Here is a 15,709-nt window from a genome sequence, read left to right as displayed (position 1 = left end):
TGCGGCGGACATGTCCGTCACCGCCACGGCTAGTTGGCTTTCCGCGCCGGGGCGGAGTGGGTGTTGGTGCTGGAAGCGCGTCTGCGGTCCGGCGGAGCACCAGGCACGAAGGTGCAGGCCACTGGAGCTGCCATCCCCATCGAGCCCCGGTAGCCCCTGACTTGGTCAGCCAGGCTTGCCATTACGCTCCCTGTGCATAGACGATCTATTCCCCCGAAGCAGAGGCTGGTCACCTCGACGGGCGAGACTATACTTAACTGCGAGTCACAAGTCAGGACCTGTGCGGGGTCTCCCACCCACCAACAGGGTGGTATAGACAACACTTATGCCCAAAAAGTGACGACCAGCAACAAGCTCGTTGTTGTCCTGGCTGGTTCGAACCTTCTAGAGTTTCCGGGCGCCGCATCCTGCCATCCACCGAAGCCGCCCGTCCACCGGTCGGCACGCCGCTGAATCCATGAAGCCTGTTCTCCCCGCAACTCCCACTGCTCCACACCGGGGGACCACGCATGCCCGCGGTCTGCTGGATGCGCAGGTTCGGCGTGCTCGTCTGCCGCTGCTCACCAGGCACGGCAACTTCTCGGATGCTCACCACAAGGAGGAACCATGAGCCCCGCTCCCCACGTCCTGCCACGACGCAACCTGCTGAAACTGGCCGGCGGTGTGGTCTCGGCCGGGGCTTTGCTGGGCGTCAGCGGCTGCGGCCTGCTCGGAGGCTCGCAGAACAGCTCGGGCAACGGGCAAGTCGAGAAAGCTCGCATCAAGGTGGGCGTGCTGCCGGTCAACGACCTGGCCCCACTGCACTTGGCGGTGCGCAACGGGTACTTCAGAGACGAAGGTCTCGAAGTCGAAGTCGCCACAGCGCCGGACGGGACCGCAGCGCTCAACAGCACCATCGGCGGTGACTACGACATCACCTACAGCAGCTACGTGCCGTTCTTCCAGGCGCAGGCCAGCGGAGTGGCCGACCTGAAGATCGTCGCCGACTGCTCCGCCGCCGCCCCGAACACCACGGTCATCATGACCGCCCCCGACTCCGGCGTGCGCACCCCGGAGGACCTGGCCGACGCCAAGATCGCCATCAGCGGCCCGAACACCATCTCCGAGCTGCTGGTCAAGGCCACCATGAAGGCCCACAACGTGGACTTCAGCGGCGTGGAGTGGGCTCCGATCCCGTTCATCAACATGCCCAACGCCCTGCAGCAGGGCCAGGTGGACGCGGCGATCCTCACCGAGCCGTTCCTCACCAAGGCCTCCCGCAGCGGCGCCGCGATCCCGGTCGTCGACACCGCCACCGGGCCGCTGGAGGACCTCCCGCTGACCGGCTACGGCGCCACCGCGCAGTTCTGCGAGGAGAACCCGAAGACGGTGGCCGCCTTCCAGCGGGCGATGGACCGGGCCGTCACCGAGGCGCAGGACCGCAGCAAGATCGAGCCGCTGCTGCCGGAATTCGCCAAGATCGACCCGGAGACGGCGTCCATCATCAACCTGCTGAAGTTCAACTCCAAGGCGGACGTCAACCGGTTGCAGCGCGTGCCCCGGCTGATGAAGGACCTGGGGTACATCGACAAGGACATCGACGTCGCTTCGATGATCGTCCAGCCCGACCAGAACTGAGCCGGGGAAATGCGCAAGACGTTCAGAGGTGTCGCCGGAGTCGTCGTCTTCCTGGTGATCTGGGAGCTGTTCAGCCGCTCCGGCGCGGTCGCCCAGGAGTACTTCCCGCCCGCCAGCACCGTGCTGCTCCGGTTCGTCCAGCTGCTCGGCGACCAGATGTTCCTGCTGGACCTGGTCGCCACCGTGCTGGCGTGGGCCATCGCGCTGGGGCTCTCGATCGTCATCGCGGTGCCGCTCGGGCTGCTGCTGGGCAGCATGCCGCTGGTCCGCGCGGTCACCCGGTCGATCATCGAGTTCCTGCGGCCGATCCCGTCGGTGGCGCTGATCCCGCTGGCGATCATCCTGGTCGGGGCGGGTCCGGAGACCAAGATCTCGCTGGCCGTGTACGCCTCGGTGTGGCCGATCCTGTTCAACACCATCTACGCGCTCGACGAGATCGACCCCCTGCTGGTGGACACCGCGCGCTCCTTCGGCTTCGGCAAGGGCCGGGTGATGTTCACCGTGTCCCTGCCGCACGCCGCCCCGTTCGTGCTCACCGGCATCCGGATGGCCGCGGCGACCGCGCTGATCCTGGTGGTCAGCACCGAGTACCTGGCCGGCGGCAGCAGCGGGCTCGGCAGCTTCGTGCTCGACGCCAGCACCGGGGCCGGTCGCATGGACCTGGTCCTGGCCAGCACGCTGGTCGCCGGGCTCATCGGCTGGGCGATCAACGAGGCCCTGGAAGCGCTGCACCGACGCGGCCTGCGCTGGAGCACTCCGGAAAGGATCACCGGGTGATGCGGATGCACGGATTCCTCTACCGCTGGGCGGTCTTCCTGGGTGCGGTGGTCGTCTGGGAGCTCGTCACCCGCGCCGCCCAGAGCCCGTTCTTCCCGCCACCGACCGAGATCGTCGACGCCGCGGTGCAGAAGTGGTTCAGCGGCCCGGCCGAGTCCCTGTTCCTCACCGAGGAAGTGCACCAGGACCTGTTCGCCAGCATGGGGCGGCTGGCCGCCGGCTGGTTGCTCGCCGTGGTGCTCGGCGTCGGAGTCGGTGCGCTGCTGGGCCGCTGGTCCAACGCGATGGACTACTGCGGCCCGCTGCTGGCCTTCCTGCGGGCCACTCCAGCACCGGTGCTCATCCCGGTTTTCCTGGTGTTGCTGGGAATCAGCACCCAGATGCAGATCTCGGTCATCGTCTTCGGCGTCATCTGGCCGATTCTGCTGAACACAGTGGACGGTGTGCGATCCGTCGATCAGATCAAAGTGGACACCGCTAGGGCGTTCCGGATCCCGCGTGGGCAGTGGGTGTTCGGGGTCGTGCTCCCCGCCGCCCTGCCGAAGATCTTCGCCGGCCTCCGGGTCAGCCTGTCGCTGTCCCTGGTCCTCATGGTGGTCTCCGAACTGGTCGGCTCGACCAACGGGATCGGCTACCGGCTGATGTACGACCAGCGCCAGTTCGACCTCCCGGACATGTGGGCGGGCATCGTGCTGCTCGGCGTGCTCGGCTACGTCCTCAACACGGTCCTGCTGGCGGTGGAACGCCGGGCGCTGAACTGGCAGCAGACCTCCCCTGCAGAACGGAAAGGCTGACCGGAGTTGACCGAATCGACCAACATGCTCACGGTGTCCGGCCTGGGGCACCGCTACGGCGGGAAGACCGGGCACCTGGCCATCGAGGACCTCAGCTTCACCGTCCGCACCGGTGAACTCGCCTGCATCGTCGGACCCTCCGGGTGCGGCAAGTCCACCATGCTGCGCTGCATCTCCGGCCTGATCACCCCCACCACCGGGGAAGTCCACCTGCAGGGCGAACAGGTGGAAGGGGTGCCGGCCGACCTGGCGGTGGTGTTCCAGGACTACAGCCGCTCGCTGTTCCCCTGGCTCTCCGTTCGCTCCAATGTGGAATTCCCGCTGCGCAACCGCGGGCTGGGCAAGGCCGAGCGCCGGGAACGCGCCGAGCAGGCCCTGGAATCGGTGGGACTGGCCGGAGCGGGGAAGAAGTACCCCTGGCAGCTCTCCGGCGGCATGCAGCAGCGGGCGGCGATCGCCCGAGCGCTGGCCTGCCGCCCGGCCCTGCTGCTGATGGACGAGCCGTTCGCCTCGGTGGACGCCCAAACCCGGTTCGAGCTGGAGGACCTGCTGCTGCGGGCCCGCAAGCAGTTCGACAGCACCGTGCTGCTGGTGACCCACGACATCGACGAGAGCATCTACCTCGCCGACCGGGTCCTGGTGCTGTCGAAGTCCCCGGCCTCGGTCATCGCCGACCTGCCGGTGCCGCTCGGCGACGACCGGGACCAGATCACCACCCGCCAATCGGAGACCTTCATCCAGCTGCGCAGCGAAGTGGCCAAGCTGCTGCAGGTGCGCAGCGCTCAACCCGCGGAATCCTGAACCGGCGGGGCCGGCCCGGGGCAGCTCAGTACAGGAAGCGCTGCCCCGGGTCGACCTTGACGTGCAGCAGCGCCGGCCCCGTCCGGCCGTTGAACTCCGCGCGCAGCGCGTCGTCGAGCTCCTCCGGCGTGGTCACCAGCTTCGCCGGGCACCCGAGGCTGCTGGCCAGCTGCACGAAGTCGATGCCGCCGAGCTCCACCCCCGGGAGCTTGTTCCCACCGGCCGCTTCGCCCAGCACCGCGACCGCCGCGTAGCGCGAGTTGTCCAGGACGACGAAGGTGACCGGCGCCTGCTCCTGCACCGCGGTCCAGATCGCCTGGATCCCGTACATGCTGGAGCCGTCCCCGAGCAGGGCGACGGTGCGGCGGTGCGGATTGGCCAGCGCCACCCCGACCGAGGCACCGATGCCGTAACCGAGCGCCCCGGAGAACCCGGTGAAGAACCCGCCGTCGGTGGAGCGGATCGGGAAGTGCTCGTGCAGGTCGTTGCGGTGGCTGGGGATCTCCTCCACCACCGGGGTGTTCTCCGGCATGGCCTCGGCGATGGTGCTGAGCACGTACGCCGCCGGCAGCGGGGTCGCCGGGGCCGGCTTCTCCGGCCGCTCGTAGCCCCGCGGCAGCGGCCGGTCGATCGGCTCGACCAGCTCGGCCACCTGCCGCACCGAGTGCGCCAGCGAGCCCAGCACCGACTTGCCGGCGCGGGCCCGGGCCAGCACCTGCGGGTCGTCGTGCACCAGGAACATCTCCGGCAGCCGACGGGTCGCCTCGCCCCGGTAGACGTGGTAGGTGAACGCCGGCGCACCCCACACCACGACCAGGTCGTAGTCGGCCAGCTCCTCGGTCAGCAGCCGCTGCTCGGGCTGCAGGAAACCGGCGAACTGCGGGTGGTCCTCCGGGAACGAGCAGCGCGGGGACATCGGCGCCACCCACACCGCGGCCTTGGTCCGCTCGACCAGCTGCACCATCTCCTCGACCACGCCGTCCGCGTCCACCGCCGGACCGACGACGAACGCGGGTCGGCGGCAGTTGCGGAGCGCCTCGGCCAACTCCGCGACCGCACCGGGGTCCGGGGCGAAACCGGGAACTCGGGGCCGGGCCTCCACTTCGGTGCCCGGCTGGTCCCAGTCGTCGGCGGGGATGGAGACGAACACCGGGCCGCACGGCGGGGTGGTCGCGATCTGGTGCGCCCGCACCAGGGCGGCCGGCACGTCCTCGGCGCGCGCCGGCTCGTAGCTCCACTTCACGTACGGCTTGGGGAACTCGGCCGCGTCGGTGGCCCCCAGGAACGGCTCGGAGAACATGAGCGTGCGGGTCTGCTGCCCGGCCGTGATGATCATCGGGGTCCGGTTGCGGTAGGCGCTGAACACCGCCCCCAGCGCGTGCCCCACCCCGCCGGCCGAGTGCAGGTTCACCAGCACCGGCTGCCGGGTGGCCTGCGAGTACCCGTCCGCGATCGCCACCACCACGGACTCCTGCAGGCCGAGGACGTAGCGGAAGTCGTCGGGCCAATCGGTCAGAAACGGCACTTCGGTGGTTCCCGGATTCCCGAACACGGTGGTGAGTCCGAGGTCCCGCATCAGGCTCCGGGTCATCTCCCTCACCGTGCGGCCCGCAGTGGTCATTTCCCCTCCCTCATCTGACGTGCACAACCACGACAGCACACCGGGAGCGGAAAGCACCAGAAGGGGTATGTCACTTGCCGGAAGCGGCCAGCTACCGCTCGACGTCCGCCGCCCTCCCGCGGGCGGCACCGCGCGAGGGCCCGCTCAGGTCCGCGCGACGCAGATGGTCAGCTCTTCCTCGTGGTAGACCCAGTAGTTCTCGCCGTGCATGCTGCACTCGTGACCGTCGGTGGAGGCCGTGTCGGCCACCGCGGTGACCTCCAGGTCGGCGCGCGGCGCGTCGCAAGCGACCTTGACCAGGAATTCGTCCGGGCCGCCGGTGCTGAGGCAATCACCGGTCTTGACGTCGTTGATCAGGCACAGCTGGTACGCGCCCGAGCGGCCCACCACGTCGTAGTCCGCGCCGCAGTCGGTGGACCCGTTCACGACCCGGGCGACCCGGTAGTCGGACTCCTCGCTGCCGCAGTCCACCGTCTCGTACTCGACCGACCCGGTCCGGGCGTCGGTGAGGTGGATGCACTCCCCGGCCTCGACCTCGGCACCGCCCACGGCCAGCAGTCGGAAGCCCACCACCCCGATGCCGACCAGCAAGGCGAACACCACGCCGCCGACGACGCCGGCCTTCCAGCCGTTCCTCTTCGGTTCCGGGGGCGGGGACTCCCACTGGGGCAGCTCTCCCGTCCCCTGCAGCTGCCCCGGCGACTGCGTCCCCAGGTCGATCTGCCCGTCCCAGCCAGCCATCGGATAACCGGGTTGCTGCGGCGGCCTAGTCATCATTCCCTTCCGGTCGGCGTGTGGCCGACCGGCATTTAACCAGGTTCACCATCCGGGAAACAATTCACCTGAAAACCGGGAGCGGTTCGGCTGAAAAGACGAACCGGACCGTCCTCCGGGCGACGCACAGCATTGTCTCCAGAGGACAGTCCGGTTCAGCCGCGCAACGACGCGGAAGCTGATTTCCTCTTCCCGAAACGGAAATCAGGATGATCCACGGTGGATCACAAGCGGCTCGCTATTGCTCAGGCGTTCTGCTTGTCACCGAAGCACACCGTTCGCGGCGGTGTTTCTGCGCTGTACCCCCCCTCACCTTCGGCGCAGACCGCTTCCGGGTCGCCGTTGGGCTCGACCTTGGTCACCTGGTCCTCGGTTTTCGGGTCAGAGCAGTCCAGCTTGATCGGCAGCTCGTCCTCAACATAAGTGGACAAGCAGTCCCCGACTTCGACGTCCAGCAGCACGCAGTAAGTCTTGCCGTCATTGACGACGGAGAAACTACCCGGGCAATCCTCGGCCTCGTACCCGAGGATTCCCACTACGTCGTAGTCAGATTCCGCACTGCCGCACTTGACGCGCTCAACTCGGCTGGCCTGCTCGTCGAACACGTCTATGCAGTCCCCGACCTGGACCTCCTTCGGCTGGAGCACCACCACCAACGTCACGGCCACCCCCAGGAGCACGGCCAGTGCGCCCGCCACGATGCCGATCACCAGCCCGGTGCGCTTCCGCTTCGGCGGCTGCGGAGCCGGCACCCCCGAGTGAGGCGCCCATCCGACCCCCTGCTGCGGCGGGTATTGCTCTCCAGCCGGTCCCGACCCGTACGGCACTTGCTGTGGCGGATAACTCACTTTTCCTCCGTATTGCGTTTTTCACCAGAAACAAGGCACAACACCAGCGCGTCGAACACCCCCGGGCACACCCTGCGAAGTGGAATACTGGGGCGAAGGCCAGCCGTTGTCCCCGACAGCGACGATCATCAGCGAAAGCCGATTCTAGGAGCCAGCGCCCGTGACCGACGGACCTTTGATCGTCCAGTCAGACAAAACACTGCTGCTGGAAGTCGACCACCCGTCAGCCGACGAAGCCCGCACCGCCATCGCCCCGTTCGCCGAACTGGAACGGGCCCCCGAGCACGTGCACACCTACCGGATCACCCCGCTGGCGCTGTGGAACGCCCGCGCCGCCGGGCACGACGCCGAACAGGTGGTCGACGCGCTCGTCCGGCACTCCCGCTACCCGGTGCCGCAGCCGCTGCTGATGGACATCGTGGAGACGATGGGCCGGTTCGGCCGCCTGCAGCTGATCAACCACCCGGCGCACGGGCTGGTGCTGAACTCCCTGGACCGCGCCGTCCTGGAGGAGGTGCTCCGGCACAAGAAGATCAAACCGATGCTCGGCCAGCGCATCGACGACGACATCGTCGTGGTGCACCCCAGCGAGCGCGGCCGGATCAAGCAGGCCCTGCTGAAGATCGGGTGGCCCGCTGAAGACCTGGCCGGCTACGTCGACGGCGAGCACCACCCCATCGAACTGCAGGAGAACGGCTGGCAGCTGCGGGACTACCAGCGGCAGGCCGTGCAGGCGTTCTGGGCCGGCGGCTCCGGCGTGGTCGTGCTGCCCTGCGGCGCGGGGAAGACCCTGGTCGGCGCGGCGGCGATGGCCGAAGCGCAAGCCACCACCCTGATCCTGGTGACCAACACCGTCGCCGGCCGGCAGTGGAAGCGGGAGCTGGTGGAGCGCACCTCCCTCACCGAGGACGAGATCGGCGAGTTCTCCGGGGAGAAGAAGGAGATCCGCCCCGTCACCATCGCCACCTACCAGGTCATCACCCGCAAGTCCAAGGGCGAGTACAAGCACCTGGAGCTGTTCGACTCCCGCGACTGGGGCTTGATCGTCTACGACGAGGTGCACCTGCTGCCCGCCCCGGTCTTCCGGATGACCGCCGACCTGCAGTCCCGCCGCCGGCTCGGCCTCACCGCCACCCTGGTGCGGGAGGACGGCCAGGAAGGCGACGTGTTCTCGCTGATCGGCCCGAAGCGCTACGACGCCCCCTGGAAGGACATCGAGTCGCAGGGCTGGATCGCCCCGGCCGAGTGCACCGAGGTCCGGGTGACCCTCACCGAGAACGAACGCCTCTCCTACGCCACCGCCGAGGCCGACGAGCGCTACAAGCTGTGCTCCACCGCGCGCACCAAGATCCCGGTGGTCAAAGCCATCCTGGACAAGCACGCCGGCGAACCCGCCCTGGTGATCGGCGCTTACCTGGAGCAGCTGCACGAGCTCGGGGAAGCCCTGGACGCGCCGGTGGTGGAGGGCTCGACCAAGAACAAGGAGCGGGAGGCCCTCTTCGACGCGTTCCGGCGCGGGGAGATCAACCGCCTGGTGGTGTCCAAGGTCGCCAACTTCTCGATCGACCTGCCGGAGGCCTCGGTGGCGATCCAGGTGTCCGGCACCTTCGGTTCCCGCCAGGAGGAGGCGCAACGCCTGGGCCGCCTGCTGCGCCCCAAGGCGGAGCGCCGCCAGGCCCACTTCTACTCGGTGGTCGCCCGGGACACCGTGGACACCGACTACGCAGCGCACCGGCAGCGGTTCCTCACCGAGCAGGGTTACGCCTACCAGATAGTGGACGCCGATGACCTGCTGGGGCCGGCGATCACCGGGTGATGTAGAGCAAAGCCGATCCTCCACCTAAAAGTCCCTCTATGGTGTAAGAATCCTGCTTGCGGGCCAGTTCACGCTTGCCAACGGAGTACCGACCCGACTTGCTGCCCCAACGGTGTCCCAACAGACGCGGGAGATCGGATGACCACCGAACAGGAACGTGCCGCCCTGCGTGGCGCGCACCGGTTCGTCGGACTCGCGGAGAACCTCGAGCGCCACGCCGGAGTTCCGACCGGCGCGGAGCCGCCGAACGCGCGAGGCCACAACCGCGGATACGGGTTGGTGTTCTTCTACCTGGAGAAGTACCACCTGACGACGGTGATCAGCAGTGGTCTGCGGTTCCAGCCGCTCGGCGCTGAGCCCGCCCAGGAGTTGGCCTGCACGGTCTACAAGGAGCAGGCCGAAGCCGCCCGCCACCTGGTGGACATCACCTCGGAACTGCTGGTCAAGAACCGGACCTACCTGGTGCCCGACCAGATAGTGCCGAACGAGGAGCCACTGCTGCCCGGCACCGAATTCCACGGGGTGCTGGCCAGTGGCCACCCGCTGTTCCCGCCGGAGTTCACCCGCTTCACCGACAAGAACGGGGTGGAGCAGCTCCAGGTCTTCACGCTGCTGCCGGTGACCCTCGGCGAGCTGAACTACATCCTCGACCACGGGGTCACCGCGCTGCGCCAGCAGTGGGCGAGGTTCGAAGTGGACGTCTTCGACCTCGGCCGCCCCAGCGTGGCCTGATCACCGGCAGAACCCACCACCCACCACCCGCCCGCCCGCGGACTGAAAGGATCAAGATGCCCTCGAACAGGGCCGTGCCAGCTCTGGCCGACTTCGACGTGGTGCGCGTCTACGCGCTGCCGATGCGCAACAAGTTCCGCGGCATCACGGTCCGCTGCGGAGTGCTGCTGCACGGCCCCGCCGGCTGGGGCGAGTTCTGCCCGTTCGAGGACTACACCGACAGCCAGTCGGTGCCGTGGCTGCGCACCGCCCTGGAATCCTGCACCACCGAATGGCCCGAACCGGTGCGCACCAGCATCCCGGTCAACTGCACCGTGCCCGCGGTACCACCGGAGCAGGCCGCCGCGATCGTCTCCGCCTCCGGCTGCACCACCGCCAAGGTCAAGGTCGCCGAGCCAGGGCAGAGCCCGGGCGAGGACGTCGAGCGGGTCGCCGCGGTGCGCCAGGCCCTCGGCCCGCGCGGGGCGATCCGGGTGGACGCCAACGCGGCGTGGGACCCCGACGAGGCCGTCCGCCGCATCCGGGAGCTGGACCGGGCCGCCAACGGCCTGGAGTACGTCGAACAGCCCTGCCGGGAACTCACCGAGCTGGCCGCCGTCCGCCGCAAGGTCGACGTGCGGATCGCCGCGGACGAGTCCATCCGCCGCGCGGAAGACCCGCTGCGGGTGGCCGTCGCGGAAGCGGCCGACGTGGCCGTCATCAAAGCCACCCCGCTGGGCGGGGTGCGCCGCGCCCTGCAGGTCGCCGAGGCCTGCGGACTGCCCTGCGTGGTGTCCTCCGCGGTGGAGAGCAGCGTGGGCCTGGCCGCGCAGCTCGCCCTGGCCGGCGCCCTGCCGGAACTGCCGTTCGCCTGCGGCCTGGGCACCGCCGCACTGCTGGACGGCGACCTGGTGGCGGACTGCCTGCTCCCGGTCAACGGCCAGCTACCGGTACCCCGCAGGGCACCGGAGCCGGACCCGAAGCTGGTCGCGGCGGCCACGCCGCCGACCGAGGTCCGGCAGCGCTGGCTCGACCGGCTCCGCCGCGTGCACGCGCTGCTGGACTCCTGACGGTCAGCGACGGCGCTTGCGCCGCAGCGCCCGGACCACCAGCAGCAGCGCGATCACCGCACCGGCGATCGGGGCCACCCGCTTGAGCACCGGCGTCCCCGCGGTGCCCAGCAGGTCGATCGCCTCGTCGGCCGGCGCGGTCTTGCCCGGCGACACCGAGCCGGCCTTCTCCGCAACGACCTCCCGCTCGCCGTCAGCAGCGCCCACCGGGGCGACCCGCCAGCTCGGCTGCTCCTCCTCGCGCGCGGCCTGCGTCGCGGCCGGCTTGGCCTCCGCCGACGCCTCCTCGGCCTGCGCCGCCTTCTCCGGCTCGGCGGTCTTCCCGGCCGCCGCCTCGGCGGGCTCCTCCTCACCGGTCAGCTTCTCGGCCAGGCACTCCGCGAACTGGTTCAGGATCTTGCCGCCCACCTCGGCGATCAGCCCGCGCCCGAGCTGGGCCGGCTTGCCGGTGATCTTCAGGTCGGTGTCCACCGTGACCTTGGTGCTGCTGCCCTCCGGGGTGAGCACCGCGGTCACCGTCGCGGCCGCGGTCCCGTTGCCCCGGGAGTCCTTGCCGCTGGCGTCGATGACCGCCCGGTGGTTGGCCTCGTCGACCTCTTTGAACGTTCCGGTTCCCTTGTACAGCAAGGTGACCGGGCCGAGCTTCACCTTCACCGAACCGGAGAACTCGTTGCCTTCGACCTTGGTGAGCTTGGCCCCGGGCATGCACGGTGCTACCCGCTCCGGGTCGAGCAGCGCCTTCCACGCCACGTCGACGGGCACCGGAACGGTGAAGTGGTGCTGCATCTGCACTGGAGTGTCCTCCTGGTCCTACCGAGCTCGGCCCAATCGTGAGCCGGCCATTGTGCAAAACCGCCGAACCCGATCTTGCCTCAAGACGGTCCGGTTGACAGCGTCTCAGCCCGAACCTCCTCGCAACACCGGAAGCCGGGTGCGCGGCCCGTTCCGGTGGCCGCGCACCCGGTGCACCGGTCAGCTGCCGGCGGCGGCCAGCACCGCGCGCCCGGTCAGCACCTCGGCCAGGTGCCGGCGGTAGTCCACATCGGCGCTGGCGTCCGCGGTCGGACTGGTCCCCTCCGCGGCGCGAGCGGCGGCAGCCCGCACGGACTCGGCCGTCGCCGGCTGCCCCACCAGCGCCTGCTCCACCGCCGTGGCGCGCACCGGAGTGGGCCCCATGTTGGTCAGCCCGATGCGGGCCTCGGCGATCGCACCCTGCTCGACGCGGACCGCCGCGGCCACCCCGACGATCGACCAGGCCTGGGCGACCCGGTTGAACTTCTCGTAGTGCGCCCGCCACCCGGTCCACTTGGGCATCCGGATCTGGACGAGCAGTTCGCCCGGCTGCAGCGCGGTGGTGAAGTAGTCGAGGAAGAAGTCCGCCGCGGCGACCGTGCGCCGCCCCTGCGGGCCCGCGATGACCATCTCGCCGTCCAGCGCCAGCACCGGAGCGGGCAGGTCACCGGCCGGGTCGGCGTGCGCGAGCGAGCCGCCGAAGGTGCCCCGGTGGCGCACCTGCGGGTCGGCGACCGTGCGCGTGGCCAGCGCGAGCAGCGGGAGGTGCTGGTTGACCAGCGGGTCCCGGATCACGTCGTGGTGCGTGGTCATCGCCCCGATCACCACGGCGTCCCCGTCCTCCTGGACGCCCCGCAGCTCCTCGATCCGGCCGAGGTCGACCAGCAGACCGGGATCGGCCATCCGCATCCGCAGCACCGGCAGCAGGCTCTGCCCGCCGGCGAGCACCTTGGCGTCCTCCCCGCCCTGGGCCAGCGCGGTGACCGCTTCCTCCACGGTGGCGGGGGCGACGTAGTCGAACTGGGCCGGAATCACTGGGCACCTCCCTGGGTGTCGATCGAACCGAGTCCGCCACCGGCTTCCGATGCGGTGGTCCCGCTGGAGCGGGTGCCGGTGATGGCCCGCCACACCCGCTGCGGGGAGCACGGCATCTCGACGTCGTTGACGCCCAGGTGCCGCAGCGCGTCCACCACGCCGTTGACCACCGCGGGGGTGGAGGCGATGGTGCCCGCCTCACCGACGCCCTTGACCCCCAGCGGGTTGGAGGTCGCCGGGGTCTCGGTCCGGTCGGTGACGAACTCCGGCAGGTCGGCCGCCGACGGCACCAGGTAGTCGGCCAGGGTCGCGGTGGTCAGCGTGCCGCTCTCGTCGTAGACGGCTTCCTCGTACAGGGCCTGGGCGATGCCCTGCGCCAGTCCACCGTGGACCTGGCCTTCCACGATCAGCGGGTTGACCACCTTGCCGACGTCGTCCACGCACACGTACTTGCGGATCTTCACCTCACCGGTCTCGGTGTCCACTTCGACCGCGCACAGGTGGGTGCCGTGCGGGTAGGAGAAGTTCTCCGGGTCGAAGGTGGCGTCCGCGTCCAGGCTCGGCTCCACGCCCTCCGGCAGGTCGTGGGCGGTGAACGCCGCCAGCGCCACGTCGGGCAGCGAAATGGCCCGGTCGGTGCCGCGGACCCCGAAGTTGCCGTTGGTGAACTCCACGTCGTCCTCGGCGCACTCGAGCATGTGCGCGGCGATCTTGCGGGCCTTCTCCACCACCTTGTCGGCCGCGTGCAGCACCGCGATGCCGCCGACGACCAAGGAACGGGAGCCGTAGGTGTCCAGGCCCTTCGGGGAGCTCTGGGTGTCCCCGTGGAGGATCTCGACGTCCTCGAACGGCACCCCGAGCCGGTCGGCCACCACCTGGCTCCACGAGGTCACGTGCCCCTGCCCGTGCGGGGAGGTGCCGGTGACCACCTCGACCTTGCCGGTGGGCAGCACCCGGACCGAGGCGTGCTCCCAACCGCCGGCCCCGTAGGACAGCGAGCCCAGCACCCTGGACGGGGCCAGCCCGCACATCTCGGTGTAGGTGGAGATCCCGATCCCCAGCTGCACCGGGTCGTTGCTGTCGCGGCGCCGCTGCTGCTCCTCCCGCAGCTCCTGGTAGCCGAACAGCTCCAGAGCCCGCTCGGTGGCCGCCTCGTAGTTGCCGGAGTCGTAGGTCAGGCCGGACACCGTGGTGTACGGGAACTCGTCGTGCCGGATCCAGTTCTTCTTCCGCAGCTCCAACGGGTCCATGCCCAGTTCCGCGGCGAGCTCGTCCATCATCCGCTCGATGGCGAACGTCGCCTCCGGCCGACCGGCCCCCCGGTAGGCGTCCGTGGGGGTCTTGTTGGTGAACACGTTGGTGCAGCTGAAGCGGTACGCGGGGATCTTGTAGATCGCGTTGAACATGAACGCGCCCAGGATCGGCACCCCGGGGGTGACCAACCGCAGGTAAGCGCCCATGTCGGCCAGCAGTTCCACCTTCAGGCCGGTGATCGTGCCGTCCCGGCGGGCGGCGATCGACAGCTTCTGGACCTGGTCCCGGCCGTGGTGCGCGGCCACCATCGTCTCCGACCGCGACTCGGTCCACTTCACCGGGCGGCCGAGCCGGCGGGCCATCAGCACCGCGATCACCTCTTCCGGGGTGACCTGGAGCTTGCCGCCGAAACCACCGCCCACGTCCGGGGCGATCACCCGGATCTTGTGCTCCGGGATCCCGAGCGTCATCGCCAGCATGGTGCGCACGATGTGCGGCACCTGCGTGGCCGACCAGACGGTGAGCTGCTCCCCGGTCGGGTCCACCACGACCGACCGCGGTTCCATGAACGCCGGGATCAGCCGCTGCTGCCGGAAGGTGCGCTCGACGCGGACCTCGGCATCGGCCAGCGCCTGCTCCACGTCACCGCCGGTGCCCGCCTCCGCCGAGTCGAACGTCCAGGTGGCGTTGCGGTTGGTGCCCAGGTCCGGGTGCACCAGCGGGGAATCCGGCTGCAGCGCGGACTCCATGTCGAGCACCACCGGCAGGTCCTCGTACTCGACGTCGATCGCGTCCAGCGCGTCGCGGGCCTCCGCCGCGCTGCGGGCCGCCACCACCGCGACCGCCTCACCGGCGAACCGCACGGTGTCCACCGCCAGCGCCGGCGCCGCCGGGTGCTTCATGTCCTCGGTGATCGGCCACGCGCACGGCAGGCTGCCCTGCTCGTCGGCCACGTCCCGACCGGTGATGACGGCTTCCACACCGGACATCCGGCGCGCTTCCTCGGTGTCGATCGAGGTGATCCTGGCGTGCGCGACCGGGCTGCGCAGGATCGCCAGGTGGAGGGTTCCAGCCGGGGTGATGTTGTCGGTCCAGCGGGTGCGACCGGTGATCAACCGGGCGTCTTCCTTGCGCCGGCGAGCTCTTCCCAGTTCACGTTCCTGAACCGATGTCATTACCGGTTACCTCCCGCCTTGGTCTCCGCCGGCTGGTCAGATGGGGTGCGAGGCGCTGGGGTCTCCAGCGTTTCCGCCGCGCCGGGCCGCATCTTCTGCGCGGCGTCCTGCACGGCCCGGACGATGTTCTGGTACCCGGTGCAGCGGCAGAGGTTGCCCTCCAGCCCCTCCCGGATGTGCTCGGCGTCCGGTTCCGGGTCCTCGGAAAGCAGGTCCAGCGCCTGCATGATCATTCCGGGAGTGCAAAAACCGCACTGCAGCGCGTGGTTCTCGTGGAACGCTTGCTGGATCGGGTGCAGCTGACCGTCCCTGGCCAGCCCTTCGATCGTGGTGACCTCCTGCCCGTCGGCCTGCACTGCGAGGACCGAACAGGACTTCACGCTCTGTCCGCCGAGGTGGACGGTGCACGCACCGCAGTTGCTGGTGTCGCACCCGACCACCGTTCCGGTCTTGCCCAGCCGCTCGCGCAAGTACTGCACGAGCAGCATGCGCGGCTCGACCTCGTCGGTGTAGCGGGTTCCGTCGACGGTGACGGTAATGCGCGGCATTGAGCCTCCTAGGGAACTGGCCCGCGGTACGCGGACACTCAAGCACGAGACTGGTCCGCATGGGTGACCTGGGTCA

At 69.5% G+C, this 15,709-nt stretch carries 14 protein-coding genes; 7 read left to right on the top strand and 7 right to left on the bottom strand.

Translation table 11 applies throughout. The features are described 5' to 3' along the window. Window positions 1–606: 606 nt before the first annotated feature. Genes SREC43747_RS0104860 through SREC43747_RS0104845 form a run of 4 tightly spaced genes read left to right on the top strand, consistent with a single transcriptional unit; the run spans window position 607 to window position 3,989 of the window. Complete coding sequence (locus SREC43747_RS0104860) at window positions 607–1,617, top strand: ABC transporter substrate-binding protein (protein ID WP_029720026.1); 1,011 nt, start codon at window positions 607–609, stop codon at window positions 1,615–1,617. Between the two features lie 9 nt (window positions 1,618–1,626). Further along, on the top strand, window positions 1,627–2,394 hold the full coding sequence (locus tag SREC43747_RS0104855) for an ABC transporter permease (protein ID WP_029720025.1): 768 nt from the start codon (window positions 1,627–1,629) through the stop codon (window positions 2,392–2,394). 5 nt (window positions 2,395–2,399) lie between these two features. After that, the gene (locus tag SREC43747_RS0104850) at window positions 2,400–3,188 is read left to right on the top strand and encodes an ABC transporter permease (protein ID WP_029720024.1); all 789 of its coding nucleotides are present in this window, start codon (window positions 2,400–2,402) and stop codon (window positions 3,186–3,188) included. Window positions 3,189–3,212: 24 nt separating this feature from the next. Then, window positions 3,213–3,989, top strand: a complete 777-nt coding sequence (locus tag SREC43747_RS0104845) for an ABC transporter ATP-binding protein (RefSeq protein ID WP_029720023.1) — start codon at window positions 3,213–3,215, stop codon at window positions 3,987–3,989. A 25-nt stretch (window positions 3,990–4,014) separates the two neighbouring features. Here SREC43747_RS0104845 and mdlC read toward each other — a convergent pair whose 3' ends face one another. The 3 genes from mdlC to SREC43747_RS0104830 form a co-directional block, all read right to left on the bottom strand. After that, a complete protein-coding gene (mdlC, locus tag SREC43747_RS0104840) occupies window positions 4,015–5,610 on the bottom strand; it encodes a benzoylformate decarboxylase (protein WP_029720022.1) in 1,596 nt (531 codons plus the stop codon). 144 nt (window positions 5,611–5,754) lie between these two features. Further along, on the bottom strand, window positions 5,755–6,384 hold the full coding sequence (locus SREC43747_RS20185; protein ID WP_152528316.1) for an LppU/SCO3897 family protein: 630 nt from the start codon (window positions 6,382–6,384) through the stop codon (window positions 5,755–5,757). Between the two features lie 245 nt (window positions 6,385–6,629). Further along, window positions 6,630–7,232, bottom strand: a complete 603-nt coding sequence (locus tag SREC43747_RS0104830) for a hypothetical protein (RefSeq protein WP_152528315.1) — start codon at window positions 7,230–7,232, stop codon at window positions 6,630–6,632. 160 nt (window positions 7,233–7,392) lie between these two features. Here SREC43747_RS0104830 and SREC43747_RS0104825 point away from each other — a divergent pair, with 160 nt between their 5' ends. The 3 genes from SREC43747_RS0104825 (at window position 7,393) to SREC43747_RS0104815 (ending at window position 10,829) form a co-directional block, all read left to right on the top strand. Further along, the gene (locus SREC43747_RS0104825; RefSeq protein WP_029720019.1) at window positions 7,393–9,048 is read left to right on the top strand and encodes a DNA repair helicase XPB; all 1,656 of its coding nucleotides are present in this window, start codon (window positions 7,393–7,395) and stop codon (window positions 9,046–9,048) included. 138 nt (window positions 9,049–9,186) lie between these two features. Then, window positions 9,187–9,780 carry a suppressor of fused domain protein gene (locus tag SREC43747_RS0104820; protein ID WP_029720018.1) on the top strand — a complete coding sequence of 198 codons (594 nt, stop codon included), beginning with the start codon at window positions 9,187–9,189 and terminating at the stop codon, window positions 9,778–9,780. Between the two features lie 56 nt (window positions 9,781–9,836). After that, window positions 9,837–10,829: an o-succinylbenzoate synthase gene (locus SREC43747_RS0104815; RefSeq protein ID WP_029720017.1), complete on the top strand. Its 993-nt coding sequence runs from the start codon at window positions 9,837–9,839 to the stop codon at window positions 10,827–10,829. Window positions 10,830–10,832: 3 nt separating this feature from the next. Here the strand turns inward: SREC43747_RS0104815 and SREC43747_RS0104810 are convergent, their stop codons facing one another. From SREC43747_RS0104810 to SREC43747_RS0104795, 4 genes are all read right to left on the bottom strand, one after another. Further along, window positions 10,833–11,621, bottom strand: a complete 789-nt coding sequence (locus SREC43747_RS0104810; RefSeq protein WP_029720016.1) for an SRPBCC family protein — start codon at window positions 11,619–11,621, stop codon at window positions 10,833–10,835. A 180-nt stretch (window positions 11,622–11,801) separates the two neighbouring features. Then, complete coding sequence (locus SREC43747_RS0104805) at window positions 11,802–12,656, bottom strand: FAD binding domain-containing protein (protein WP_029720015.1); 855 nt, start codon at window positions 12,654–12,656, stop codon at window positions 11,802–11,804. Continuing rightward, window positions 12,653–15,085 carry a xanthine dehydrogenase family protein molybdopterin-binding subunit gene (locus SREC43747_RS0104800; protein ID WP_029720014.1) on the bottom strand — a complete coding sequence of 811 codons (2,433 nt, stop codon included), beginning with the start codon at window positions 15,083–15,085 and terminating at the stop codon, window positions 12,653–12,655. Before SREC43747_RS0104800 ends, SREC43747_RS0104805 begins: the two co-directional genes overlap by 4 nt. Then, a complete protein-coding gene (locus tag SREC43747_RS0104795) occupies window positions 15,085–15,633 on the bottom strand; it encodes a (2Fe-2S)-binding protein (RefSeq protein WP_029720013.1) in 549 nt (182 codons plus the stop codon). Before SREC43747_RS0104795 ends, SREC43747_RS0104800 begins: the two co-directional genes overlap by 1 nt. Window positions 15,634–15,709 lie beyond the last annotated feature (76 nt).

Source organism: Saccharopolyspora rectivirgula DSM 43747 (assembly GCF_000497205.1).
Classification (GTDB): Bacteria; Actinomycetota; Actinomycetes; order Mycobacteriales; family Pseudonocardiaceae; genus Saccharopolyspora; species Saccharopolyspora rectivirgula.
This window is presented reverse-complemented; position numbering and strand designations above follow the sequence as displayed.